The following is a 24,329-nucleotide window of genomic DNA, read 5'->3' as shown; positions in this document are numbered from 1 at the left end:
TGACGGCTCGCCGCCGGCCCGCGGTGACGTCAGTGGGCCTGCGCGATCTCGGCCTGACGGATCGCCGCCTCACGGGATGCCGCCCTGTCGCCGAATCCGTTGAAGAACAGGTTCAGCCCCACCGCCGCGATCGCGGCGAGCAGGATGCCCGATTCCAGCAACGGATGCAGCGCATGCGGCATCTGCTTGAAGAAGTTCGGCGCGACGAGCGGGATCATGCCGAAACCGACCGAGACCGCGACGACGAACAGATTGTTGCGGTTGCGCGCGAAATCGACGCCGCCGAGGATGCGCGTGCCGGTCGCGCCGACCATGCCGAACATCACGAGGCCGGCCCCGCCGAGAACGCATTGCGGCACGGCCTCGACCAGAGCCGCGAGCTTCGGCACCAGACCGAGGCCGAGCATGATGAAGCCTGCGGCCACCGTCACCCAGCGCGAGCGGACGCCGGTGACGCCGACGAGCCCGATGTTCTGCGAGAAGGAGGTGTAGGGGAAGGTGTTGAAGATGCCGCCGATGACGGTGCCGAGTCCGTCCGCGCGCAGGCCTCGCGTCAGCCGCCGCTCATCGACCGGATCGGCGGTGATCTGCGACAGCGCCAGGAACATGCCGGTCGATTCGATCATCACGACGATCATCACGAGGCACAGGGTGACGATCGAGACCGGGTCGAAGCTCGGCCAGCCGAAGGCGAAGGGGCGCACGAGGTCGAACCAGGGTGCCGCGGCGACGCGGTCGAGTTCCACCAGACCGGCAAAACCGGCCAGGACCATGCCGAGCGCAATCCCGATCAGCACCGAGGCCGAGGCTACGAAACCCGTGGCGTAGCGGGTGATGGCGAGGATCGCGCAGAGCACGAAGGCGGCGATGCCGAGATAGACGGGGGCGCCGTAATTCGGGTTGCCAACGCCGCCGGCGGCCCAGTTCACCCCGACCCGCATTAGCGAGATGCCGATGACGAGGATGATGGTGCCGGTCACGACCGGCGGGAACAGCGGCAGGAGACGCCCGATCAGCGGGGCGACGACGAGGCCGAACAGGCCGGAGGCGATGACGGCGCCGTAGATGCCGGTGAGGCCGATCGCCGGATTCGCCCCCATGGAGAGCATCGGGCCGACGGCCGCGAACGTCACGCCCATCATCACCGGCATGCGGATGCCGATGCCGGGCAGGCCCCAGCTCTGGATCAGCGTGACGATCCCGCAGGCGAACAGGTCGGCGCTGACCAGCATGGCCACCTGCTCGGGCGGCAGCTTGAGCGCGCGGCCGATGATGAGCGGGATCGCCACGGCGCCCGCATACATCACGAGCACGTGCTGCAGACCGAGCAGACCGAGGGCCGCGCGGGGAACCCGTTCCTCGGGCTCAAGGGGCACGCGATGCTCGGTCCCGGCCGCGGAAGCCGGCGGGGAAGACGCCATTGACACCATGGGAGACCGGCTCCGAATGTCCGGTCACGCTTGCAGGTGTCATGCCAAAAGCGATCACGGCCGGTGCCTCCTTCGACGGGCGGAAGACCTCCTTTCGTAGACACTCGTTGTGCCGTGGGAGGTTGAAGCTCTCGCAAGACCCGCTCTCCCGCGGCAAGCCCGGCGCGGTGTCGTGGATCTGTGGCCGAGTCTAAGCGACCGACTTGCGCAGCGCCTTCGCGATCGTCTCAGGATCATCGTCGCAGCGGATTGTGCTCTGGGATGCCGCCCAGGCACATCGCGTCAGCCAGCGCCTCGATCACGCCGCAACCATTGATGCGCGGTGCCGCCTTCAGTCTGTTTCGTCAGGAAAGAAGGGGTGCTCCAGCCGAGGCCTCGACGACCAAGTGCCGGGCCGCGTCCTTGACGGAGTTGCTAGAGCGCATTCCGGCGAAGTGGAAACCGGTTCCACAGGTGAAAGCAAGGGAACGCAACCGGTCAGCTCGCGGGAGACGTCCGGGTCCCAGGTGCCAGACCGTGCCGGGCTTCGGCTTCCGCCAGTGAAAGCTCGATGTACTCGACCTGGGCAGGGGGAAGAGTCCGCCACCACGCATCAGGCGCGTTGAAGGCGTCGTAGGCGAACCGCAGCACAGCCTCGGGCTGCAGGTGCGACGGGTCGACAGCGCCGCGCGCCGCGTTCCGAGCGAGAAGCACCTCCCAGGGCACGTCGAACACCTTCCACTCGACGGCAAGGCCGTGTCGTTCGACGACATCAAGCTCGTCCTCGAACACGGAGCGGGTCAGGTGGGTGTCCGCCATCACCACGCTGAAGCCCTGAGCGAGGGCGGTGTCGAGAGCGGCGACCTTCACCGCATGGAGGAGCCGCTGGGCCTGCCGGTCCCGGCCGCCGCCGCGCACCGCCCAGTAGACCTGCCGGTCCGGTGGCCAGAGCGCCTGCCGAAGGTCGTCCAGCGTCAGGTGCACCCAGCCATCCAGCGGGTCGAACCGACGCGCGTAGGTCGTCTTGCCCGCTCCGGGACAGCCGATCAGTCCGACCACCCGCTGACGGCCAGGGTCAGGCATGGTCGGCAGCGGCCTCGTCCTCATCGGCCTCGGGATCGGCCTCGATGACCTCGCCGCGGAGGAAGCGGGCCTGGATCTCGGCCACGCGACGGGCCGCTTGGGCGTGACGGCTCGACACTTGGCTGTCCGGATGATGCTCCCCGCCGCGCTTGACCGCGAGCAGGTCCGGATCGCCCCAGCGGTCGAGCAACTCCTGGAAGGCCGCATGCCGGCTGGCGTCGAAGGCGATCCGCTGGCCCATCATGTCCTTGTAAGGGTGGGCTGGGTGGAGGGCAGCGCAGGGCACCCAGCCCGCCGGGATCGGCGTCGTCGCCGCATGGGTGCGCCCGCTGCGCAGGAGCTTGGGCAGGACGTGGGTGTGCGGACCCTCCGGGCTCGTGCCTCCCGGTCCCGGGATCGGGGCGTAGACCTCGATGCGCCCGACCCGAGTAAGGAATACGCGATGCGGGCTCATGGCGACGAGATGCCGACCGATGGGGTTGGCGGGGTCGAACAGGGGCCGCCCGGCTCCCGACCGAAGGCAGGAGATGGCCTCCGGGTCGCTCGTGCGCACGCAGGCGTCGACCGCGAGCAAATCCAGGCCCAGGTCGAACAGGATGGCATCCCGGTCCGTTTCGCGGGCGGCCTCCCGGTCGGGACCGAGCTCCGTCACCACGCCGCGCCGGGTCATGGCGCAGGTCGCCTCCGGCAGACATAGAGCGACGGCGTGGTTCCAGCCGGACGCGACCGAGGTCTCGTAGGCGACGGGGCGCAGGTCGGGACAGGCGCTCAAGGCGATGGCGCCGCGTTCGGTCGCCATGCCGAGACGGTCGTCCGGCAGGGCCGAGACCGCCTCGTCCGGATCGCGCATGAACTCGGCGATGGCGCCGAAGCTGCCGAGGCTCCAGGCGGTGCCGGGGTCCGCCAAGGCTTCGCGCAGCAGGTCCGTGACCGCATCAGCCTGGGATGATGGCGCCATCGCTCTTCTCCTTTGTCGCCCCGGAACGCGCCCAGGGCAGGATGTATCGGGTTCCGTCCGCGGCCTCGCCCCGCTCCGCCGTGACGCCGAACACGCGGGCAAGCAAGGAATCGGTCAACGCCTCCTCCGGCCGCCCGTCCGCGACGAGCCGGCCGCCGGACAGCACGACGATCCAGTCGCAGAACCGGGCCGCGAGGGCGAGGTCGTGTAAGACGGCGACGACCCCGGCGCCGTCGCGCGACGCAGCGCGCAGCAGGGCCATGGCGTCGAGCTGGTGGGCGGGGTCGAGGGCCGTGACCGGTTCGTCGGCCAGCAACCAATCGGCCTCGACCGCGAGCGCCCGGGCGAGCAGCGCGCGCATGCGCTCGCCCGATGACAGGGTCGGCTCGGTCCGGTCGGCGAGGTGCCCAATGTCGGTACGCTCCATCGCCCGCGCAACGGCGACCGCGTCGGCGTCCGAGAACCCCGCGAAGGCACGGCGGTGCGGCAGGCGGCCGAGCGCCACGATCTCGCGCACGCGCATCGGCCAGCCGATGCCGGCACCCTGGAACAGGGCGGCGATGCGGCGGGCCCGTTCGTCGCGGTTCAGGCCGGCCAGCGCTCGGCCTTCGAGGGTGACGCGGCCTCGGGTCGGCGCGACCAGCGCCGCCAGGACGCGCAGGAGCGTGGTCTTGCCGGCGCCGTTCGGCCCGACGAGCCCGACGAAGCGGCCGCGCTCCAGCACAAGGTCGATGTCCGACAGGATCGTCCGGCCATCCAGCGTGACCCGGACGTCTTGGAGACCGAGGCTCATGCCGGCCTCCCGCGGTTGCGCAGCAGAAGGACGATCAGGAATGGCGCCCCGACGAGCGCGGTCACCACGCCGAGCTTCAGCTCGGGCCGGGTGGCGAGCAGGCGCACGCCGATGTCGGCGGCGAGCACGAGGACAGCGCCGGCGAGGCCGCTCGGCAACAGGTTGGCACCGGGCCGGGCCCCGACGAGCGGACGCATCAGGTGCGGCACGACGAGGCCGACGAAGCCGATGGCACCGGAGACCGCCACCCCGCTGCCGACGGCGAGCGCCGCGCCGGTGACGAGGCGCAGGCGGACTGAGACGAGGCCGATCCCGAGGCTCGCCGCGGTGTCCTCCCCGAGCGTGAGAGCGTCGAGCGCGGAACCGGTCGAGAGCATCAGGCCCCAGCCCACCACCATCAGCGGCAGGCAGAGGAGGACGTGGTCGAGGCTGCGGTCGGCAAGCGAGCCCATCAGCCAGAACACGATCTCCAGGGCCGCGTAGGGGTTCGGCGACAGGTTGAGCGCCAGCGCGGTCAGGGCGCCTGCCAGGCTCGACAAGCCGACGCCGGCCAGGATCAGCCCGAGCGTGGAACTGCCGCGGGCGGCGAGCACGTTGAGGAGCAGCGCCGCCACTGCCGCGCCGGCAATGCCGCCGAGCGGCAGGGCCAGGCTCAGCGAGGCGGCAAGCCCGCTGTAGAAGACCAGCACGGCCCCCAAGGCGGCAGCCGAGGAGATCCCGAGGATGCCGGGGTCGGCCAGCGGGTTGCGCAGGTAGCCCTGCATCGCCGCGCCGGTCAGGCCGAGGCTGAACCCGACGAGGCCACCGAGAAGCGCTCGCGGGACACGCAACTCCCACAGCACCATCGCGGGCAGTGTGGTCTTACCGGCAACGAGGTCCGCGAACGCGGCCGGCACATCGAAGGGTGCATAGCCGATCGCGACCGAGGCGAGCGTCAGGGTGAGGACCGCGACGCCGAGGACGGCGACGACGGCACCGCGGACGCGCAGCGTGTCCGGGCGTCGCGAGACGGGATCGGCGATGGTCCGAACGGGCGCGTTCATGGCTGAGGCGCCCGCGCGTTCGCGGCGGCCGCCAGCTGCGCCACGACCTCGGCGACCTGAGGGCCCGGACAGGTCCAGAAGCGGTTCGGGATGGAGACGGTCCGACCCCTGCGCGCGAGAGCCCGGAAGACGGGATGGTGCAGAAGCGTGTCGGCGAGCGAAGGCATGCCCGGCGTTCCCTCGTCGGTCACGATCAGGTCGGCGTTCGCGAGCGCGGCGGCTTCGAGCGGCACCTGCCCGAACCGGTCGCGGCCCATCTCGGCAGCCATGTTCACGAGGCCGGCGGCGCGGATGAGCGCGTCGCCAAGGCCGCCGGGCGCGACCGTGAAGGCGTTCGGGCGCATGACGAGGGCCCGCAACGGCCGTGTCGACGGGGTAACCGATGCGAGCCTGGCATCGAGGTCTGCGACCAAGGCCTCCCCCCGCTCGGGGTGCCCGAGCGCTCGCGCGACCTGCCGGATCTGGGAACGCACGCCGTCGAGGTCGGTCGGCACACCGAGTTCGAGCACGGGCGCGCCGACGCGCTTGAGCATGCCGACGGTCGCGCGCGTCGTGAAGGCGCCCGCGATGACGAGGTCTGGCCGGAGCGCGACGACCTCCTCGGTGAGGCCGCGCGTCACCGGAACTCCGGCGGCCTCGGCTGAGACCGTCGATCCGCGTGGGTCGCCGGCGAGATAGGTGACGGCCAGCACCTGGTCGCGGTCGGCGAGCCGCAGGACGAGTTCGTCCGCGCACAGGTTCATCGAGACCACGCGCACCGGCGCCTCGGCCATGCCGGCGGCCTGGGCCGCGGGCACGGCGGCCAGGACCGCCGACAGAAAGGTCACGGCTCGTGACGGCATCGTCACCTCAGAAGCTGGTCAGGCGCACGCCGCCGTAGACGGCGAGCCCCGGCCCGAGGAACCCCGTCGGATTCTCGTAGCGACGGTCGAACAGGTTATCGATGCGCCCGAACACGCTGACCGTCTCGCTGACATCGTAGTTGACCGCGAGGTTGACGAGGGTGAAGCCAGGGTTCTTCAGGCGTGGGACGGAGAAGTCCCGGTTGCCGTCGACGAAGGAACCGAGCACGATCACCGTGCCGCTGAAGCTCAGGCCCGGCGAAGGGTTCCAGAACGCTGTGGCGCTGCCCTTGTGTCGCGGTCGGCGCAGAAGCTCCTGGTTGGTGATCTCGTTCTTGGTGACCGTGTTGGTGTAATCGACGCGGCCCGACAGCGTCTCCGAGAACCGGACCGAGGCGAACGCCTCCGCGCCGTAGGATACGGCCTTGCCGACGTTCTCGTTCGAGGTGAAGCTCGCGTTGGTGTTGATGAGGTTGGTGAAGTCGTTGCGGTAATAGGTGGCTCCGACCAGAACCCGGTCGCCGAGCGGCTGCTCGAAGCCCGCATCGTAGCCGAGGCTCTCCTCGGGCTTGAGGTTCGGGTTGGCGAAGAAGTTGAACGCCGGGAAGCTCTGGTAGAGTTGGCTCAGTGTCGGCGCCTTGAAGCCCGTCCCGACGCTGCCCTTCAGGCGCGTGTCCGTGAACGGCAAGATGTAACTCGGCGCGACCCGGAATGTGGTGGCCGGGCCGAACTGGTCGTTCTCGTCATGGCGGAGATTGGCGACGAGGAAGGCGCGGTCGAACGGCGTGAGCTGCACCTCGCCGTAACCCGCGGTGTTGCCGTTCCTCGCCCGCAAGGAGTCGGGAACGGAGCCCGGCGAGGTCGTGAACAGGCTCTCCTCGTCCCGCTGGGCGCCGAACAACACGATGTTGCCGGGTGAGAGCAGATAGTCGCCGCGATACTCAAAGCGTGTCCGTTCGCCCAAGCCCGTGGTCCCGTCGGGTGTCGCCAGCGGATCGAGAGGCCCCTGCTGCCGGTTGAACAGGTTCGAGTAGTTGATGGCGAGGATGTTGTGGAAGCCGGCGAACGGCGTCCACTCGGCCTCGTTGCGGGTGAAGATTTGCTGGACCGCCGCCTCGCTGCGGAAGGCCGCGGGTGCCGCCGGGAAGGTGCTGAAGTCGTCGCCCGTCAGCAGCAGCCGCGAGTTGATGAAGCGCGTGACCGAGTTGATGCGGAACGTGTCGGTGAACTGGTAGCCGAACTTCGCCGAGACGGTCTCGTTGTCGTAGAAGTTCGGATGGATCGGGCGCCCGAACGGCACGAGGTCGGGCGGCGTGACGGGGGTTGCGGCCGCCCGAAAATGGGCGACCGAGACCGAGTAGTCGAAGCCGTTCTCGGCACCGCTGATCCGACCCGACTGGTTGAAGGTCCCGAACGAGCCGCCCTCCAGGCGCAGCGACGCCCGCGCCGGCCCCTCGCCGCGCTTGGTCGTGAAGGAAACCACGCCGCCGATGGCGTCCGAGCCGTAGAGGCCGCTCTGGGGGCCGCGCAGCACCTCGATGCGCGCGAGGTCGTCCGTCAGGAGTTGGCCGAAGTCGAACGACCCGTTGCCGTTCGACGGGTCGGTCGCGTCGATGCCATCGATCAGCACCTTGGTGTGGTTGGAGTTGGCGCCCCGGATGAAGACGGAGGTCTGGCCGCCGGGACCACCCGTCTGAACGACGTTGAGGCCCGGCACCTGCTGAAGTGCGTCCGGCACGGTGCGGCGCTGCTGCTGTTCGAGCGTCCGCTCGGTCAGCACGCTCACGCTCGATCCCACCTGGGCGGTCGGTGTCGGCACGCCGGTCGCCGCGACCGAGATTTCGTCGAGGGTGGTCTCGACGCCGGCCGGGGCGGCAGCGAAGGGGGCGGCGGTTTGCTGGGCCGCGGCGGGAGCGCAGGCGAGGATGGGAAGGGCGCAGGACAAAGCCAGCGCTCCGCGAAGCGCGGATCGGCAGAGATGGGGCACGGCGACAGGGCCTCGGGCAACGGCAGTGGCACGTCACCGCGAACGAGGCCTCGGCGCTCGCGTCCCGATGGGATCACGCCGCTTCGACACCCGCCAGGACACCCCGCCCGACGCGTTTCGCGTGTGACCACGACTGACGGCAGGTCTCCTGGCTCGCGGGTCGCGGCCCTCTCACCGTCTTCCCGGGCGAGGCTGCCCAGTGACATGGTGGCGGAAGGCTCGCCGCTTACAGTTGCGGGGGCAGCCGCGGCATCGAGCTTTCGCCCTCACCGCGTTCCCTTTTGATCCCCGAGGGGAACCGTCAAGCGAGTGTTATTTCAGGGCCGCGCGTCGAGTCAATGAAATCGAAGCCCGGACTTCCTCCGTCTTCGTGCCGAACAGCGTCCACCCGCTGAACGACGGCTTCGCGCCATTGGCGGACCTCTGCATTCGATCTCACGAAGGTCTGCTTACACAAGAAGAGCGGCCGCACGCATCGAAAGCTGCTGTCGCGGTGGATGGCGGCGCGCACCACCCGGCCGCAGGAAGCGGTGCGAGACTCCTGGAGTTTGGCAACAGGCTTCGGGTGGGCAGCGGGGTTTAAGCGGCATCCACCGCCGCTCTCAAACCACCATCGACTGCTGCGCGAAGATGCCCGCCATCGCACCTTGCGATGATGCCTGGGTGACCGAGGGCATTCCGGGGGTGGCGAGGTCACCGGCGGCGTAGATGCCGGGCACGTTGGTTTCGCGGCGCTCGTCGACCTTGAGGGCGATGCCGCCGGGCGTGTCGACCGTGGCGAGGCCCAGTGTTTCATGCAGGCTTGCCGAGGGCTTGTTGCGAGGATGCGCGAACAGGATGTCGACCGGGACATGGAGGCCGGTGTCGACAATGACGCCGGCAGCATCGCCCCCGTGATTCACGACCTCGACGATCCGGCCATCCACGACAGGTACGTTGCGGCTCGCCAGATTGGCGCGGATGTCGGGCTTGATGTCGTGACCGTCGGCGAAGAGCGTCAACGTGTCGGTCCAATCGCGATACAGCTTGGCAAAGTTGTTCGACTGGGGCCCGGACCAGACAAGGCCCCAGTGCCGGCCCGCGACTTCGAAGCCGTCGCAATAGGGGCATGGCACGATGGACTTGCCCCAGCCTTCGGCAAAGCCCGGGACAGCGGGCATCTGATCGGCGACGCCATAGCTCAGGATCAGGCGGCGCGCCCCGAGGCTTTCGCCATCGCCGGTCAGGACGGAAAAATCGTCGATGGCGCCGGAGACGCTGTCGGCCCGCGCGCTGACCAGCCTGATCGTGGGGTAGCGCGCCAACTGCCGGCGCGCCTCGGCCAGGATGTCCGATGGTGGCTTGTGGTCGTGGCCGAGCAGGCCGTGCGAATGGCCAGCGAAGCGGTTACGCGGCAGGCCGGTGTCGAGAACGGTGACCTTGCGGCGGGCACGGCCGAGCTGCAGGGCGCCGGCGAGGCCGGCAAAGCTGCCGCCGATGATGATCACATCATCCATGGTGATGAGCTCCGCGTCGCGAATGGCGGGGGTTGGGCCGAGTCTGGCGCGCGACCGCTTCGGCGGCCTTCCCCTTGGCTTGCGTTCGCCGACTTTATAAGAATATAAATTTTGAACGCAATTTATTTCTCGAGAAGGGTTTGACATGGCGGAACGAGATGCCGTTCAGGCCGCCGATTGGAAGGGGCAGGACGGGGGGCGCTGGGTCGCTTACCAAGCCCGGCTCGAAGCCATGCTGGCTCCGTTCGGCGAGGCCGCTCTCGAAGCCGCCGCGCCCGCAGCGGGCGAGCGCGTGCTCGACGTCGGCTGCGGCGCTGGCGCATCGAGTTTGGCTCTGGCCGCCCGTGTCGGCGCGGGGGGGCACGTGCTGGGCGTGGACATATCCGAACCGCTGATCGGCAGAGCCCGCGCCCTCGCGCCAAGCGATATGCCGGCCATGTTCCAAGTGGCCGACGCCGGCAGCGTCGCGCTGCCCGAGGGCGCATTCGACATCCTGTTCTCGCGGTTCGGAGTGATGTTCTTCGACGATCCGACAGGGACGTTCGCGCATCTGCGCCGCGCGCTCCGGCCGGGCGGCCGGGTCGCCTTCGTCTGTTGGCGCGGCGCGGCCGAGAACGATTGGGTGCGCCTCCCGATGAGCGCGATCAACGACATCGTCCCGCCGACTGCGCGGCCCGATCCCGAGGCACCTAGCCCTTTCGCGTTCGGCGACCGCGGGCGGGTGGAGCGCATCCTGTCGGCGGCCGGCTTCACCGATATCGATATCGCGCCCTTCGATGCTTCCGTCCCGTTCGGCGAGGGCGAGACGCGGGACGCGGCAATCGACGACGCGGTGGAGATGACGTTCGCGGTCGGCCCGCCGGCACGCGCACTCGCTGATCAGCCCGACGGCATCCGCGCCCGCGCCTTGGCCGCGGTTCGTGCCGCCTTCGCGGGCCGCGCCGGCGAGCGGTCAGTGATGATGGACGGCGCCGCGTGGATCGTCACGGCGCGCAATCCAGCAGGCTGACCGGGGGGCACCAGGGAAGACGCCTCTCTCGATCGCTCGGCGTCAGCCATGGGAACGGGGTGGGCACGGTCAGTCCGTCGTTTACCCCGTTTGCGCTTGCCCTGCGCCAGGACCAGCGTTCCTCGGCAGGCGTCGATCCTCTGCGTTGAGGTGGTTAGGCCGGACGCCTCGTACAGACGCACGTTCATCCGCACCTGAATCGGCTTGATCTGGAGTTTCCGAGCGCCTCAGTGGCACTGAGCGTCGTTTCGGCCACGAACAAGAGGCGCCGCAGAGGCAATTCAAGCCCGAAGACGGGTGCCCGCCTGTCGAACGTGAGCCTGAACGTTGCGAGTATTCAGGACATCGGCGGAAGCTGCATTTCCTTACGAAGGGCCTTGTCGAAGGCGCCCGCCGGGACGAACCGGCGCAGGAGGCTGACCTGCCGCGCCTTCGGTCCCGCTGCGTAACGGCGTTTCGGCGCCTCCGCGGTCGCGGCCTTCAGGATGACCTTCGCCACGACCTCGGGCGCATCGGCGGTCTTCATGACCTCGCTCCAGAACTTGCCGCGCCCGGCCCGGTCCGCCTCGTAGATGGCCAGGGGCTTATCGGGCCGGACCAGGTTCTCGTCGAAGGCAGTCCGCGTGAAGGCGGGCTCGACGAGCACGACCCGGATGCCCTGGCCGCGAACCTCGTGGTCGAGCGACTCCGAGTAGCCCTCGACCGCGTGCTTGCTGGCGCCGTACAGCGCCATGTAGGGGGCCGGTATGAAGCCCTGCACCGAGCTGACGTTGACGATGCGGCCGCCTCTCTGGGCGCGCATCAGGGGCAGAACCGCCTGGGTCGTCCGGATGACGCCGAACAGGTTCACGTCGAACATGGCCTGGGCTTGCGCGACTGAGGTCTCCTCGGCAGGGCCGCTGATACCGAAGCCGGCATTGTTCACCAGGAGATCGATGCGACCGGTTTCGCCGAAGACCGTCTCGACCATGTCGGCAACGGATGCCTCGTCGGTGACGTCGCACACCAGCATCCTGGTCCCGCCGCCCCCATTCGGAGCGGGCTTCCGGCTCGTCCCGAACACACGATAGCCCGCGGCCTGCAAGGCCGTTGCGGTCGATAACCCGATGCCACCGGCTGCGCCGGTGACAATTGCTGTCTTGATGCTTCCCTGAGCCACGATGCCCTCCCGTTGTCGCGACAGGCCACCCGCCGCACGGCTTAATAAATTACGTACATAATTTTAATTGGCAAGCCGCTGCGACGGTGTCGTGGCGGCTTGCCGCATCGGGACTGGAGAATGGCCCGTAGAGCCTCGTACCGGTTACGGTCCCATCCCGTGGTTCAGCCCCGTCGAGGTAGAAGCTCACCTCGCCGGGCGAAGGCGAGGCCGCACAGAAGCACCAGCAGCCCCAGCGCCGGAGCGGCCATCACGACCGGGTCACCGGCGCGAAGGTGACTGAAGACACCGCCGGCCATCAGCGCAGCCAGCAACAGCGCCCCGTAGGCGATGGAACCCCGGACCCAGAGCGAGCCCGCGCCGAGCAATTGGGCGATGCCGACCGCGTACATGAACCAGGACGGGTAGCCGAAGCGCCCGAAATTCGAGATCTCGAACTCGGACGCCGTGAGCTTCATCCCGGCCGCGACGATGAAGACCACCGTGAGCAGGAGTCGGAGCGCCCACTCGCCGAGGCGTCGCCCATTGGATGTGACAATCATCGATGGCGTCTCCTCAAGACGGGACGGTCAGCGCCTGGCGACCGCAGCCGCGGCAGGCGCGGCGGGCAAGGGCGTCACGGACGGGAGGTCGGTGGGATCGCGCGAGAACATGCGGCCCGTCGCGAAGGCCGCTGCGTTGACGAGGCCCATGACGACGAACCCGGCCGAGACGGCGAGGAAGGTGCCACCCAACCCGAACCCGAGCGCCGAGGCGGTCCAGGCTCCGCCCAGCGCCACCCCCATCCGGAGCAGGCTGGCAGCGAGCGGCCAGCCGACGCGACCCGCGCCCTGGGCTGCGAAGTAGAGGGCCAGCCCGAACCCGAAGAACCCGTAGAACGGGCCGACCACACGCAGATAGAGCGAGCCCGTGTCGAGCATCGCCGGGTCGTCCCCGAACAGGCCAAGCCAGGCGACCGGATGCAGGGCGGCCGCGATCCCGATGCATTCCGTCAGGACGCCGGCGGCGGCCGCGCCGGTCAGGGCTGCCCGACGGGCGCGGGCATGGTCCCCGGCTCCCAAGGCCGTACCGACGATGGCCGCGATGGGCGAGCCCAGACCGAAGACGAGGGGAACCAAGAGATATTCCAGCCGCGCGCCGGTGCCGTACCCGGCCACGGCCGCCGGCCCGGCCGCCCCTACGAAGACAGTGGCGGCGATGACCGTGACGTTGGAGGTCACGCTGGCGATGCCCGAAAGCACCCCGATGCGGAGGATCTCCCGGGACGGGGCCCAGGTCAGTTTCGGCAAGCGCCGGCTCGGGCGCAACACGCCGCGGCCCGACCAGATGTAGGCGGCGAAGACCGCGGAGCCCACGGCGTAGTAGGCCGCGAACGCGACGCCGCCGCCCGCGACCCCAAGCTCGGGGAACGGTCCCCAGCCGAAGATCAGCGCGGGCGAGAGCGGCACCAGCACGACGGCCCCGACGCAGGTGACGATAGCCGGGAGCGCCATATTGCCGGTGCCGCGGATCACCGCCGACAGCGCGTTGAACAGCCAGATCAGGACCGCCCCGCCCAAGACGATGCTCGCGTAGGTGGTCGCGGCCCGGAGCGAGCCTCCGGCCCCACCCATCAGTGCGTAGAGAGTGGGCCCCAGGGGAAGGGCAACGAGGCTCGTCGCGATGCCGAGCCCCAGGCCGAGCGCCGTCGCGTGCCAAGCCAGGATTCCCGCATCCGCCCGTCGGTCCGCACCCAGCGTGCGGGAGACCGCCGACTGGATGGCGCCCCCCATCCCGCCGGCGGAGAGCATCTGGACCAGCATCACCACCGGGAAGACGATGGCCATGCCGGCCAACGCGTCGGTCCCGAGCATCGACACGAAATACGTCTCGATCAGGCCGACGGAGGTCTGGACCGCCATCACCAGGATGTTGGGCGCGGCCATCCGGGCCAGGGTCGGCACGAGAGGCGCTTCCAGCAGGCGGCGCGTGCGTGTGTCCATGGCGGAACCCTCACGAAGTCATGGATTGCGAGCCCGGACGCTCGGAACGGTGGGGATCCCCGCCGAGCGCTCCGGCTCAGGCGGCCTCGACGGCGAGGGCGATGCCCTGGCCGCCGCCGATGCAGAGCGTGACCAGCCCGCGCCGGATGCCGTCCCGGCGCATGGAATGGAGCAGGCGGGTCGTCAGGACCGCGCCGGTCGCCCCGATCGGATGGCCGTGCGCGATGGCTCCGCCCTCGACGTTGACGATGTCCTCGGGCAGGCCAAGCTCCTTGGCCACGGCGAGCGGCACCACCGCGAAGGCCTCGTTGATCTCGACGCGCTCCAGGTCGCCGAGCGACCATCCGGCCCGTTCCAGTGCCTGGCGCACGGCCGGTATCGGACCAAGGCCGAACAGGCCCGGCTCGCAGGCGCCGACGCCATACGCGACGAGGCGACCGAACGCGTCGAGGCCCTTGGTTTCCGCGAAGGCCCGTTCGGCCACGATCATCGCGGAGGCGCCCGAGTTCAGGCCCGGCGCGTTGCCGGCCGTGATGGTGCCGTCCTTCCGGAAAGCCGGCTTCAGCCTCGCCAGCGTCTCGACGTTGGTCTCGGGACGGGGCGCCTCGTCGCGCGTGAAGATCTCGACGCCTTTGCGGCCCTTGATCTCGACCGGAACGATCTCCCCGTCGAAGGCGCCCGCGGACCGAGCCCTCTCGAACCGCTGCTGGGAGCGGGCCGCCCAGGCGTCCTGCGCCTCCCGGCCAATCTCCGAGCGGGCGGCCACGTCCTCGGTGTGCCAGCCGGAATGCTCGCCGGAGAAGGCATCGACGAGGCCGTCATTGAGCATGCTGTCGAGGAGCTGGGCGTGGCCCATCCGATGACCCCAGCGCCCACTCCCCATCAGGTACGGCGCCCGGTCCATGTTCTCCATGCCGCCCGCGACCGCGACGTCGTGATGGCCGAGCCGGATCTCGTCGGCCGCCGTGGCGATGGCCTGGGCTCCTGAGCCGCAGACGCGGTTGACGGTCAGCGCCGGCACGGAAACGGGCACACCGCCCTTCACGGCAGCCTGCCGGGCCGGGTTCATGCGGTTGCCGGCCTGCACGACGTTGCCCATCGTCACGCTGCCGAGCCGGCTGGCGTCGAGGCCGGCGCGGCGCAGGGTCTCACGGACCGCGACCGCGCCGAGTTCGGTCGCGGCGACGTCCTTGAGGCTGCCGCCGTAACCGCCGATGGCGGTGCGGACAGGATGGCAAAGCACGATCTGGCGGGTCGACATCGGCGAAACTCGGATCAGCAGGGGCGGGCGGCGAAATTTCTGCGCAGTCAGCCGACGGCGGGACGCGTCCCGGCCGTGGGCAGATCGAACAGGAGGCAGGTCGTGCTTGCGGTCGCGACGAGGCGGCCGGACTCGTCGCTGAGGCGACCTTCGGACGGCTTGTTGCCGACCGGCGTGGATGACCTGCCCGACGGCCGTCAGAAGGCCGGACCGATCGGTGGCCGCGCGCAGGAAATTCAACTTGAATTCGAGCGTCGTGTAGCCGCGTCCGACCGGCAAGGTGGAGTGCACGGCACACCCCATGACGCTGTCGAGAAGCGTGGCGAGGGATCCGCCATGGACGGAGCCCAGCGGATTGAAGAGGTACTCCGCGGCCGGCATGCGCATGGTGGCCGTGCCAGGATCGGCGGACACGAACTCGATACCGAGCAATTGGATCACGGGCGGTGGCGCGATCTCCCCCGCCAGGAGCGCGTGCAGGAAGTCGATCCCTGCCAGGGCTTGTCCCGCCGCGGCGATGGAACGGGGATCGGCCCACTCGACGACCCTGCGCCGCGAAGGCGCGTGCGTTTCAGGATGCGCTTCGCCCGTCATCGATGAACCTTCGTGAGGATCTGCCGGTCTTGGAGCCGCGGCTCCACGACCGAGGAGCGAGACCGTCGGCCCAAGGGCGAGCCATGTCGGCGGCCCGCTTCCGATGGGCTGCCGGCCCCGAACTCTGGCTTCGAGACCGGGGCGAGCCTTCTTGGTGGCCGTCGGTCGCCGTGTTACTGGACGTTCACGGAGCGGAGATGGAAGCTCGGTGCGTCACCTCCGGCCTCGGGCGGCTTGGACATGAGCCCCAATTGGCCCTCGGAGACCCAGATCCTGTCGCCGGAAACCGTTACGCCGGTGGGGCCCGCGAACTGCCCGATCGGCTCGATCCTGGCACTGTTTCCGGAGACCGTGACGCGGCTCAGGGCGCCGCTGCCCTCGACCATCAGGAACCCGTCCTTGAAGGCCCGCAGCCCGTCCGGGAACTTCAGCGGACGCGGCGTTTCGAGCTGCGTGACCTGACCGGCCGCGCCCTGCTTCACCTCGATGCGAAACAGCTCGCCGCCCATGAAGGTGTTGACGTAGAGGTTCCCGTCGGGGCCGAAGGCGATGCCGTCGAGCCCCTTGCTCAGGGCCGGGTCCTCGACGAACACCTCGAACTCCGTGGCGCCGGGTTTGAGCCGCAGGATCTGGGGCGCGAACGTGTTGGTGACGTAGAGCGAGCCGTCGCCGTCGAGGGCGAAGTCGTTCGCGAGCGCCTTGGCGCCGGGCAGCCTGACACTCGTCTTCATGGCCCCGGTCGCGACATCGAAGGCCTTGACCCACGCGCCTTCCGTGCCGGTCGGCCCCTTCGCTCCGAGGGCCGTGGCGTCGTTCGAGGCGACCCAAAGCACGCCACGCTGGGGATCGGCGAGCAGGCCGAAGGTCGACCGGGTGCCATGGTCGCCCGGCTTCAGGAACTGCGACGTGACGGCCCCATCCGCGGCGAGCTTGAGAACCCCGCCATCCGCGATGCTGCTGACGAAAAGGGTGCCGTTTGCGTCCGACGTCACGCTCTCCGGGAAACGATTGCTCTCCGGCAGCCGCACGCTCGTCGAACCGTCGGAGGCGAAGGCAGGAAAGCTCAAGGAGGCGACGGCGAGCGAAAGCCTCACTGCGCGCCTGAAATGCCCTCTGCGACGCGCCGAGCGACTTGGGTTCATCATCGTCAGCTCCTCTTAGGTGACCGAGACGGGCCATCGTCCCGTGACGGCCCGATCCACCTGGGAATCAGCATCAGTAAAAATTATGATATTAATCTATTTGACCGCGTTGAACCGGTCAACGAGGATTCTGCTTTGGTTGGGGCGCCCCGCTTCGAAAAGCGGGGTCCCGGAACGCCTCAGCCGATGACGGTGTTGCGCGCCGCCTTGAGCAACTCGTCGGCCAACGCCTCGTCGTCGACGCCTCGCGCCAGCACCACCGCCCCGACCATGGTCGACAGCGCCACGAGGGAGCGCTGCCGACGACGCTCCTTGGAACTCTTGGGCAGCCTGTCCGCGATGAGGCCGGCGAGCCCCTTGACCGCATGGGTGAACCGCGACCGTAAGGCGCTGCCGGCAGGCTCGCGCCCCACGTCGTTCACCAGGGCCGCGACGGGGCAGCCTTTCCCGGGGGTTCGGACGTGTCCGAGGGAGAGGTAGTTCTCGATGAAGGTGTCGAGGTTCGCCCGGTATTCGTTACCGATCGCGGCGTCGAACGCCTCGGCCGCAAGGGCTTCCTTGTTGGCGAACTGGCCGTAGAAGCCGCCATGGGTCAGGCCGGCGGCCGCCATGATGTCCACGACGCCGATCCCGTGCAGGCCACGCTCCCGGAACAGGGCGGACGCGACCTCGACGACACGCTCTCGGTTGAGCTTGGCTTGCTCCTGCGAGACCCTGGGCATCCTACCGTCCTTCGCCGTTGAAGATGATCATATAGATGCAATGAGTCATGTATTGAAGTGGCGATGGGTGTTGAGCTTCCCCGGATCGCTCCAATGCTGTGAAGAAAGCTGATCGACCGGCCTACGCGAGGTGAGCGGAAGCGCAGGCCGGTCGACGCATCGCACGCTCGACGGACGAACGCGCGATCTCGGGATGCCCCGAAGACGGGGCATCGAAGGGGGCGGCCCGTCTCAGGGGTTGGCGGGCATCGGCACTGAGCCTGCGCGAGAGGCAGCGTCGTCCCTGCGCGGTTCCCGCACGACGCGGAACCAGAGGGCGTAAAGCGCGGGCAGGAACAGCAGGGTCAGCAGCGTGCCGACGCCGACGCCGCCGATCAGCACGTAGGCGAGCGCTCCCCAGAACACCGAGTGGGTGAGCGGGATGAAGGCCAGCATCGCGGCCGCCGCCGTCAGGATGACGGGGCGCGCCCGCCGCACGGTCGATTCGACGATGGCGTCGTAGTCCGACAGCCCCGCGGCCTGATCGTGGTGGATCTGGTCCACGAGGATCAGGGTGTTGCGCATCAGGATGCCCGACAGCGCGATCAGGCCGAGGATCGCGTTGAAGCCGAAGGGTTGCCCGAAGATCAGCAGCGTCGGCGCGGCCCCCACCAGCCCGAGCGGGGCGGTCGCGAACACCATGAACATGGCGGAGAACGACCGGACCTGGATCATGATGACCGTCAGCGTGACGAACAGCATGACCGGGAACACGGCTGCCAGCGACAGTTGCGCCTTCACGCTCTCCTCGACCGAGCCGGCCGTGTCGATGCGGTAGCCCGGCGGCAGCTTGGCCTTGATCGGGTCGAGCAGTGGGAAGACCTGGGCGTGAATGTCCGGCGGCTGCTTGCCGTCGAGCACGTCGCCCTGCACGCGGATGTAGGTCTCGCGATTGTAGCGCTTGAGCACCGCGTCCTCGTAGCGGCTTTCCAGCCGGGCGACCTGCGAGACCGGCACCTGGCGCCCGTCCTTCGTCGCAAGCGTCAGGTCGCCGATGTCGCCGAGTGAGCGCCGCTCGGGTCCGGGGCTGCGCAGGAGCACGTCGACCGAGCGCAGGTTCTCGCGCACCTGGGTGGCGGGCGTGCCGTTGAGGTAGTTCTGCAACTGCTGGCCGGCCTCCTTGGGGGTCAGGCCGATCAGGCGCAGGCGCTCCTGGTCGAGGGCGAGGCGCAGGCTCGGAGTCTTGTCGCCCCAGTCGAGGTGGACCATCCGCATGTTCGGGTTGGAGGCCATCGCCTCGGACACCTCGGCGGCGATGCCGCGGATCACATCGAGGTCGGGTCCGACCACCCGGAAGGCGACGGGGAAGCGCACCGGCGGCCCGAACACGATCTGCAGTACCCGCACCCGCGCCTCGGGGAAGCGGCCCGCGTCGACGAGCCCGCGCACCTTGACCCGCAGGGCGTCGCGGGCCGCCGCGTCGGCGGTCTGCACCACGATCTGCGCGAAGGCGGGATCGGGCAGTTCGGGGTCGAACGAGAGCACGAAGCGCGGCATGCCCTGCCCGATGTAGCTCGTGATCTCCTTGGCCTCGGGAAGCTCGCGTACGGCCGCCTCGACCCGCTTGACGCTGGCTTCCGTCGTGGCGAAGGCCGAGCCCGCCGGAAGGGTGACCTCGACGATGAGTTCGGGGCGCTCGGAGTTCGGGAAGAACTGCTGCTCGACCTTGCCCATGGCGACCACCGCACCCGCGAACAGCGCCACGGTGATGCCGGCGGCCCACCATTTATGGTCGACCGACATCCGCACGATCCGGCGCAGGCGCTCGTAGTTCTTCGTGGCGTAAATCGCGTCGTGGCCGCCCTCGACTCGTCTGATGTTGGGCAGGAGCTTGACGCCGAGATAGGGCGTGAAGGTCACCGCCACGATCCACGAGATGATGAGCGAGAACGAGACCACCCAGAAAATGTTGCCGGCGTATTCGCCCGCCGTCGAGGCGGCGAAGCCCACGGGCAGGAAGCCGGCGATGGTGACCAGCGTGCCGGTGAGCATGGGCGCGGCGGTCGAGCTCCAGGCATAGGTCGCCGCCTCGATGCGGTCGTAGCCCTCCTCCATGCGCACCACCATCATCTCGATGGCGATGATGGCGTCGTCGACGAGGAGGCCGAGCGAGATGATGAGGGCGCCGAGGGTGATGCGGTCGAAGTCGCGGCCGGTGAGCATCATCACGACGAACACCGCCGAGAGCGTCAGCGGCACAGCCAGCGCCACAACGATGCCGACCCGGAAGCCCAGCGCCACCAGGGACACGAGGATCACCACGCCGAGCGCGGTGAAGAACTTCACCATGAACTCATGGATGGCGTCGTCGATGACCTTCGCTTGGTCGGTGATCTTGGTGAAGGTGATGCCGACGGGCGTCTCGTGGTGGATGGCAACTTCCTCGGCGTTCAGGGCTTGGCCGAGGGTCAAGCCGTTGAAGCCGGGCTTCATTACAAGGCCGAGCATCAGCGCCGGCTCGCCGTCGTTGCGGATCTCGAAGGTCCTGGGGTCCTCGTAGCCGCGCTTGACCTCGGCGATATCGCCGAGCTTGAGGCTGCGGTCGCCCGCCGCCACCGGCAGGTTGCGGACCGCCTCGATGCCGTCGATGGCCCCGTCGAGCCGCAGGTAGACGCGCGGGCCCTCGGCCTCGACGAAGCCCGCGGGCGTCACGTCGTTCTGGTTGGCCAGCGCGGCCAGGACTTGCTGGCCATTGATGCCCAGCGTCGCGAGGCGCTGGTAGGAAATCTCGACGAAGATCTTCTGGGCCTGCTCGCCCAGGATGTTGATCTTCTCGACGCCCGGCACGCGCAGCAGGCGCTGGCGCAGGTCCTCGGCGCGCAGCACGAGCTGGCGGTGAGGCAGGCCCTTGGCCTGCACGGCGTAGAGGGCGAAGTAGATGTCCGAGAACTCGTCGTTGAACAGCGGGCCCATCACGCCGCGGGGCAGGCTGGCGGCTTGGTCGGAAAGCTTCTTGCGGGTCTGGTAGAACTCCGATTGCAGCTTGGCCGGCGGCATGTTGTCCTTGAAGATGACCTTGGTCACCATCAAGCCCGGGCGCACCGTGGTCTCGGCCCGGTCGTAGTAGACGAGTTCCTGCAGTCGCTTCTCCAGCGGGTCGGCGACCTGGCGCTGCATCTCCTCCGCCGTGGCTCCGGGCCAAGCGGCCGAGACCGTCATGACCTTGACGGTGAAGGCCGGGTCCTCTGCACGTCCGAGCTTCTCGAAGGCGAAGAAGCCCGCGCCTGTGAGAGCGATCAGGAGAAATAAGGTGACGGCCCGCTCGCGGACGGCGAGCGCCGAGAGGTTGAAGCCGCTCATCGCACCACCCCGGTCATGCTGGCGGGCGCAGGGCGCACCTTCTGGTCGGCCTTCAGGAGGTGGGCTCCGAGGGCCACGATCCGGTCACCCGGATTGAGGCCGGTCGCGAGTTCGGCACGCTCCTCGCCCATGCGGGCGACCTGCACGGCCTGCGGCTTCACCGTCTGGCTTTCGGCATCGTAGCGCCAGACCGAGGTGCCGCGTCCCTGGTTGAAGAGGGCGGTGAGGGGCACCTCGACCGTCGCGGCACGGGCGGCTTCGCGGGACTTGAGCTGCAGGGTCACGGTGGCGCCGAGCGGCGCGTCCTCGCCGCCCCCCGACAGGATGTAGCGCGCCCGGTAGGTGCGCGTGGCCGGATCGGCGATGGCGGAGAGCTCGCGCAGGCGGGCCTGATAGGTTGCCTCGCCCTCGGCATAGAGCGTCGCCGAAGCCTCGCCCTTGGCCAGACGCCGGCTCGCCTCGGGCAGGAAAATCTCCGCCTCGCGCGACCCGTCACGCGCCAGCTTGACCACGGTCTGGCCGGCGGCGACCACCTCGCCCGGATAGGAGGGCACCTCCATCACCACACCGTCGGCATCGGCCTTGAGCTCGGCGTAAGCCGCTTGGTTCTCGATCTGGCTGGCCTGGGCCTCGGCGTTGGCGAACTGGGCGATGGCGGAATCGGCCGCGCCCTTGTTCTGGTCGTAGGTCTGCTTGGAGGTCCAGCCGTCCGAGACGAGCTTGCGGCTACGTTCCTCGTCCGCCTTGGCCTTGATCATCTGCGCGCGCGCCGCCTCGACGGAGGCACGCGCCGCGTTGAGCGCGAGGGTGAAGTCGGTGCGGTCGAGACGCATCAGCGGCTGCCCGAGATGCACCCGGTCCCCCGGATCCACGAGACGCTCGAAGATCTTGCCCCCGACGCGGAAGCCGAGGTTGCTCTCGGTTCGAGCCCGGATCACGCCGGTGTAGCGCGAGACCCCGCCGACCGCCGGAGCGACCTCGGCGACTTGGACCAGGGGCGGCTCCGGCGTCACGGCCGTCTCGGCCGGCGAGCAGGCCGCAAGGGCCAAACCGGTCAGGCCGATCATCCATCTCGCATCCATAGCCGGTTCCCCATGACCAACTGAGTGTTTGAAATTAAGCTCATCATCTATTACGGTCGTCATCTATCGTCAATGGCTTTCGCGCCCGCCGGTCTACGGCTTCGGAAAAAGTCGAGGTCCGATGCTCGAACGGGGAGCCGGCGAGGTCCGGACCGACGAGACGTCCAGGAAATTCAGGGTGTTGCGAATGTCAGTGCCACTGTCCCGACCGTCGCGACGCGCGGTCGTCATGTCTTCCCTGGCGGGGGGCGCGTCTGGCCTGCTTGCCGAGGGTGGGCCCGCCAAAGGCTCGCAAGCCACGGAAGGGCGTATAGAAGGCCCAAGCGAGCCGCCGGCAGGCCGTAAGGTCACGGTCGAGCGACGGGGCGGGATCTGCCTGATCGGCCTCAACAGGCCCCACGTTCACAACCGGGTCGATCCCGAGGCGTTCGGCGCCCTGGCACGGGCTTACGCCGCGTACGATGCCGATGACGACCTTCGCGCCGCCGTGTTGTTCGGGCACGGCGAGAACTTCACCCGTGGCATCGACGTCGATGCCTTCGCCGAGATGTTGAGGACGGGCAAGGGGCGCGCGCCCCTTGCCGACGGGATCGATCCGTTGGGACGGCGCGCCCTCCTGAGCAAGCCGCTCGTCGTGGTCGTGCATGGCGACACTTGGAACATGGGCCACGAACTCTTCCTCGTGGCCGACATCCGCATCGCATCCGCCGAGACACGCTTCGCCCAGGACGAGAACACCCACGGACGCTTTCCAGGGGGAGGCGCAACGGTGCGGTTTCCGCGCGAGGCCGGCTGGAGCAACGCGATGCGATACATGCTGACCGGCGACCACTGGGGAGCCGAGGAGGCGCGGCGCATGGGGCTGGTGCAGGAGATCGCCCCGAACCCTCGCTCCGCCCTGGAACGGGGGCTGGACATAGCGGGTCGGATCGCCCGCTGCAGCCCGCTGGGCATCAAGGCCACCCTGGGGTCGGCCCGCGTCGCGGTCGGCCAGTCGGAAGGCGTGGCGTTCTCCAACCTCGCCGAGCAATACCGGGCGCTCTACGCCACCGAGGATTTCCTCGAAGGCCGCAAGGCCGAGGCCGAGGGGCGGGAGCCGGTCTATCGCGGCCGATGAGCGCCTTCGCGCGACTGGGCGTAGCGGCATCGGGTGCATCGCCGAAGATGTGACGAGCCCGACCGGTTGCGCACACGGGGATGCAGCGATATAGATTTATATTAACATATATTTTCAGGGCGATCAGCGCTGGGAAGCCCGTTTCGCAAGATCCTGGCATCCGGGCCATCAGTTCGCCCCAGGCCGACGATCCGTACTCCATGAAGCTCGAAGATCATCCTACCGTGAGGCGTCTGCCCGCGGCGGGACTGGTGGACGGCACACCGCCCACACGCAAGCTTCGACGACGGCGCGCTACTCGCGCGGCGCGGTCGGAAGATCACGCAAGGTGGCGACGCTACGCATCGCTCATCGGAGCGTGAAGAACGGGGCCTGAACAGGCCATAGGGAACGCGACGGGGAACGTGGGGAACGCGAGATCAGCGGTAGAGAGTTAAACGGGCTGATGCTTCAACAGGTTAGTTGGAGCGGGCGATCGGGATCGAACCGACGACATTCAGCTTGGGAAGCTGACGTTCTACCACTGAACTACGCCCGCATCCGGCCGCCCGCGGAGCGACGAGGCGCTCTTGAGCCGGAGGGTGGTTCCGAGCACGGAGCTTCGGACGCACCCCATTTTCATAAGCGATGGCGGACGCCTGTCCACCCCTAAAATGCGTCGCCGCCGCGCCGCCGTGTCCGGTTGCCGACGCTGCGGCCGGCGATCAGCCAGTAGACCAGACCCGAGACGGCGCCCGTCACGAGGAGGATCGCGGCCAGCCGCGCTTCCGCGGCCGACGCCACCGATCCGGCGGCCGGGGGCGGGCCGCCGCGGGCGAGCCAGGGTAGAAGCGCCGTGAGGCCGCCCGACGCGCCGCCGTACCAGAATGGGGAGCGCAGCCCGAGCGTCTCGCCGACGAGCGCGGCCAGCGTCGGCGGCAGGCTCAGCAGGAGGCTGAGCGCCTGGGCGAAGAGGAGCACGGCCATCACCGCCATATCCGGCGGAACGCCTTGCGCGAGATCCGACAGGCCGGCGAGGAGACCGACAAGGCCGAGTTCGCCCAATGCCTCACGGAAGCCCGGATCGAGCAGCACCCCGGAGCCGAGTGTCAGGGCGCCGGCCGGGATGGCCACGATCAGGGCGAAGGCAGCCAGAAGGAGGCGTCCGAGCCACGCCATCGGGGATCGGGTCTCCCTGTCGCTCCGTCGGGGCGACGGCGGCTGGGCGATCGATAGTCCGACGGAGCCGGATCGAGCAACCGACCTCACGCCGCCCTGCCCGGGGCTCGTTCGGGCCCTCTCGGAGAAGCTGACGGCGCGTTCGGCCTCATC

General features: G+C 69.0%; 19 protein-coding genes, 1 tRNA gene, 2 pseudogenes and 1 riboswitch. Of the genes and pseudogenes, 2 read left to right on the top strand and 20 right to left on the bottom strand.

From position 1 onward, the window contains the following. Positions 1-29 precede the first annotated feature (29 nt). The 9 genes and pseudogenes from MKK50_RS20020 to MKK50_RS19980 form a co-directional block, all read right to left on the bottom strand. Positions 30-1,430 (bottom strand): nucleobase:cation symporter-2 family protein, encoded by a 1,401-nt coding sequence (locus tag MKK50_RS20020; protein ID WP_499024835.1) that lies wholly within the window; start codon positions 1,428-1,430, stop codon positions 30-32. A 49-nt stretch (positions 1,431-1,479) separates the two neighbouring features. Continuing rightward, a pseudogene (locus MKK50_RS20015) lies at positions 1,480-1,765 on the bottom strand (integrase core domain-containing protein); the annotation flags it as partial. 142 nt (positions 1,766-1,907) lie between these two features. Then, on the bottom strand, positions 1,908-2,492 hold the full coding sequence (locus MKK50_RS20010; protein ID WP_253373467.1) for an AAA family ATPase: 585 nt from the start codon (positions 2,490-2,492) through the stop codon (positions 1,908-1,910). Continuing rightward, positions 2,485-3,450 (bottom strand): DUF6925 family protein, encoded by a 966-nt coding sequence (locus MKK50_RS20005; protein ID WP_499024834.1) that lies wholly within the window; start codon positions 3,448-3,450, stop codon positions 2,485-2,487. The genes MKK50_RS20010 and MKK50_RS20005 overlap by 8 nt, the downstream gene beginning before the upstream one ends. Continuing rightward, entirely contained in the window at positions 3,428-4,243 is an 816-nt protein-coding gene (locus tag MKK50_RS20000; RefSeq protein WP_499024833.1) for an ABC transporter ATP-binding protein, read from the bottom strand. The genes MKK50_RS20005 and MKK50_RS20000 overlap by 23 nt, the downstream gene beginning before the upstream one ends. Further along, complete coding sequence (locus tag MKK50_RS19995; protein WP_499024831.1) at positions 4,240-5,286, bottom strand: FecCD family ABC transporter permease; 1,047 nt, start codon at positions 5,284-5,286, stop codon at positions 4,240-4,242. The genes MKK50_RS20000 and MKK50_RS19995 overlap by 4 nt, the downstream gene beginning before the upstream one ends. Further along, positions 5,283-6,128 carry an ABC transporter substrate-binding protein gene (locus MKK50_RS19990; protein ID WP_499024828.1) on the bottom strand — a complete coding sequence of 282 codons (846 nt, stop codon included), beginning with the start codon at positions 6,126-6,128 and terminating at the stop codon, positions 5,283-5,285. Before MKK50_RS19990 ends, MKK50_RS19995 begins: the two co-directional genes overlap by 4 nt. Before the next feature lie 7 nt (positions 6,129-6,135). Next, positions 6,136-8,115 (bottom strand): TonB-dependent receptor plug domain-containing protein, encoded by a 1,980-nt coding sequence (locus tag MKK50_RS19985; RefSeq protein WP_499024827.1) that lies wholly within the window; start codon positions 8,113-8,115, stop codon positions 6,136-6,138. 121 nt (positions 8,116-8,236) lie between these two features. Then, positions 8,237-8,433: riboswitch (cobalamin riboswitch) on the bottom strand. A gap of 284 nt (positions 8,434-8,717) precedes the next feature. Then, a complete protein-coding gene (locus MKK50_RS19980; protein WP_499024825.1) occupies positions 8,718-9,611 on the bottom strand; it encodes an NAD(P)/FAD-dependent oxidoreductase in 894 nt (297 codons plus the stop codon). A 145-nt stretch (positions 9,612-9,756) separates the two neighbouring features. On the opposite strand from MKK50_RS19980, the gene MKK50_RS19975 reads away from it, so the two are divergent. Next, positions 9,757-10,620: a class I SAM-dependent methyltransferase gene (locus MKK50_RS19975; protein WP_499024823.1), complete on the top strand. Its 864-nt coding sequence runs from the start codon at positions 9,757-9,759 to the stop codon at positions 10,618-10,620. A gap of 337 nt (positions 10,621-10,957) precedes the next feature. Here MKK50_RS19975 and MKK50_RS19970 read toward each other — a convergent pair whose 3' ends face one another. The 9 genes and pseudogenes from MKK50_RS19970 to MKK50_RS19930 all read right to left on the bottom strand — a co-directional run bounded on the left by MKK50_RS19970 (position 10,958) and on the right by MKK50_RS19930 (position 21,901). Beyond that, entirely contained in the window at positions 10,958-11,779 is an 822-nt protein-coding gene (locus MKK50_RS19970) for an oxidoreductase (RefSeq protein ID WP_253373459.1), read from the bottom strand. A gap of 164 nt (positions 11,780-11,943) precedes the next feature. Next, positions 11,944-12,321 carry a DoxX family protein gene (locus MKK50_RS19965; protein WP_499024822.1) on the bottom strand — a complete coding sequence of 126 codons (378 nt, stop codon included), beginning with the start codon at positions 12,319-12,321 and terminating at the stop codon, positions 11,944-11,946. A 27-nt stretch (positions 12,322-12,348) separates the two neighbouring features. Next, entirely contained in the window at positions 12,349-13,761 is a 1,413-nt protein-coding gene (locus tag MKK50_RS19960; protein WP_499024820.1) for an MATE family efflux transporter, read from the bottom strand. Between the two features lie 76 nt (positions 13,762-13,837). Next, entirely contained in the window at positions 13,838-15,022 is a 1,185-nt protein-coding gene (locus MKK50_RS19955; RefSeq protein ID WP_499025132.1) for a thiolase family protein, read from the bottom strand. Positions 15,023-15,235: 213 nt separating this feature from the next. After that, a pseudogene (locus MKK50_RS19950) lies at positions 15,236-15,403 on the bottom strand (PaaI family thioesterase); the annotation flags it as partial. 386 nt (positions 15,404-15,789) lie between these two features. Further along, positions 15,790-16,608 carry a Vgb family protein gene (locus MKK50_RS19945; RefSeq protein WP_499024817.1) on the bottom strand — a complete coding sequence of 273 codons (819 nt, stop codon included), beginning with the start codon at positions 16,606-16,608 and terminating at the stop codon, positions 15,790-15,792. A 329-nt stretch (positions 16,609-16,937) separates the two neighbouring features. Next, positions 16,938-17,480, bottom strand: coding sequence for a TetR/AcrR family transcriptional regulator (locus tag MKK50_RS19940; protein WP_499024816.1), 543 nt, complete (start codon positions 17,478-17,480; stop codon positions 16,938-16,940). Between the two features lie 231 nt (positions 17,481-17,711). Next, positions 17,712-20,819, bottom strand: a complete 3,108-nt coding sequence (locus MKK50_RS19935) for an efflux RND transporter permease subunit (protein ID WP_499024815.1) — start codon at positions 20,817-20,819, stop codon at positions 17,712-17,714. Then, positions 20,816-21,901 (bottom strand): efflux RND transporter periplasmic adaptor subunit, encoded by a 1,086-nt coding sequence (locus MKK50_RS19930; protein WP_253373451.1) that lies wholly within the window; start codon positions 21,899-21,901, stop codon positions 20,816-20,818. Before MKK50_RS19930 ends, MKK50_RS19935 begins: the two co-directional genes overlap by 4 nt. A 229-nt stretch (positions 21,902-22,130) precedes the next feature. On the opposite strand from MKK50_RS19930, the gene MKK50_RS19925 reads away from it, so the two are divergent. Continuing rightward, positions 22,131-23,018 carry a crotonase/enoyl-CoA hydratase family protein gene (locus MKK50_RS19925; protein ID WP_499024814.1) on the top strand — a complete coding sequence of 296 codons (888 nt, stop codon included), beginning with the start codon at positions 22,131-22,133 and terminating at the stop codon, positions 23,016-23,018. A 463-nt stretch (positions 23,019-23,481) separates the two neighbouring features. Here the strand turns inward: MKK50_RS19925 and MKK50_RS19920 are convergent. Further along, positions 23,482-23,556 (bottom strand) — tRNA-Gly (locus MKK50_RS19920). 110 nt (positions 23,557-23,666) lie between these two features. Beyond that, positions 23,667-24,176, bottom strand: a complete 510-nt coding sequence (locus tag MKK50_RS19915) for a hypothetical protein (RefSeq protein WP_499024812.1) — start codon at positions 24,174-24,176, stop codon at positions 23,667-23,669. Positions 24,177-24,329 lie beyond the last annotated feature (153 nt).

The sequence above is a fragment of the Methylobacterium sp. J-043 genome (assembly GCF_022829505.1).
GTDB classification, from domain to species: Bacteria; Pseudomonadota; Alphaproteobacteria; order Rhizobiales; family Beijerinckiaceae; genus Methylobacterium; species Methylobacterium extorquens_A.
Note: the sequence above shows the minus strand (reverse complement) of the source record. Positions and strands in the feature narration are given on the sequence as shown.

Coding starts and splice junctions, on each gene's coding strand:
- MKK50_RS20000 (WP_499024833.1), bottom strand. CDS start 4,243: ATGAGCCTCGGTCTCCAAGACGTCCGGGTCACGCTGGATGGCCGGACG.
- MKK50_RS19975 (WP_499024823.1), top strand. CDS start 9,757: ATGGCGGAACGAGATGCCGTTCAGGCCGCCGATTGGAAGGGGCAGGAC.
- MKK50_RS19915 (WP_499024812.1), bottom strand. CDS start 24,176: ATGGCGTGGCTCGGACGCCTCCTTCTGGCTGCCTTCGCCCTGATCGTG.
- MKK50_RS19960 (WP_499024820.1), bottom strand. CDS start 13,761: ATGGACACACGCACGCGCCGCCTGCTGGAAGCGCCTCTCGTGCCGACC.
- MKK50_RS19930 (WP_253373451.1), bottom strand. CDS start 21,901: ATGGATGCGAGATGGATGATCGGCCTGACCGGTTTGGCCCTTGCGGCC.
- MKK50_RS20005 (WP_499024834.1), bottom strand. CDS start 3,450: ATGGCGCCATCATCCCAGGCTGATGCGGTCACGGACCTGCTGCGCGAA.
- MKK50_RS20020 (WP_499024835.1), bottom strand. CDS start 1,430: ATGGTGTCAATGGCGTCTTCCCCGCCGGCTTCCGCGGCCGGGACCGAG.
- MKK50_RS19940 (WP_499024816.1), bottom strand. CDS start 17,480: ATGCCCAGGGTCTCGCAGGAGCAAGCCAAGCTCAACCGAGAGCGTGTC.
- MKK50_RS19990 (WP_499024828.1), bottom strand. CDS start 6,128: ATGCCGTCACGAGCCGTGACCTTTCTGTCGGCGGTCCTGGCCGCCGTG.
- MKK50_RS19995 (WP_499024831.1), bottom strand. CDS start 5,286: ATGAACGCGCCCGTTCGGACCATCGCCGATCCCGTCTCGCGACGCCCG.
- MKK50_RS19955 (WP_499025132.1), bottom strand. CDS start 15,022: ATGTCGACCCGCCAGATCGTGCTTTGCCATCCTGTCCGCACCGCCATC.
- MKK50_RS19925 (WP_499024814.1), top strand. CDS start 22,131: ATGTCTTCCCTGGCGGGGGGCGCGTCTGGCCTGCTTGCCGAGGGTGGG.
- MKK50_RS19980 (WP_499024825.1), bottom strand. CDS start 9,611: ATGGATGATGTGATCATCATCGGCGGCAGCTTTGCCGGCCTCGCCGGC.
- MKK50_RS20010 (WP_253373467.1), bottom strand. CDS start 2,492: ATGCCTGACCCTGGCCGTCAGCGGGTGGTCGGACTGATCGGCTGTCCC.
- MKK50_RS19965 (WP_499024822.1), bottom strand. CDS start 12,321: ATGATTGTCACATCCAATGGGCGACGCCTCGGCGAGTGGGCGCTCCGA.
- MKK50_RS19935 (WP_499024815.1), bottom strand. CDS start 20,819: ATGAGCGGCTTCAACCTCTCGGCGCTCGCCGTCCGCGAGCGGGCCGTC.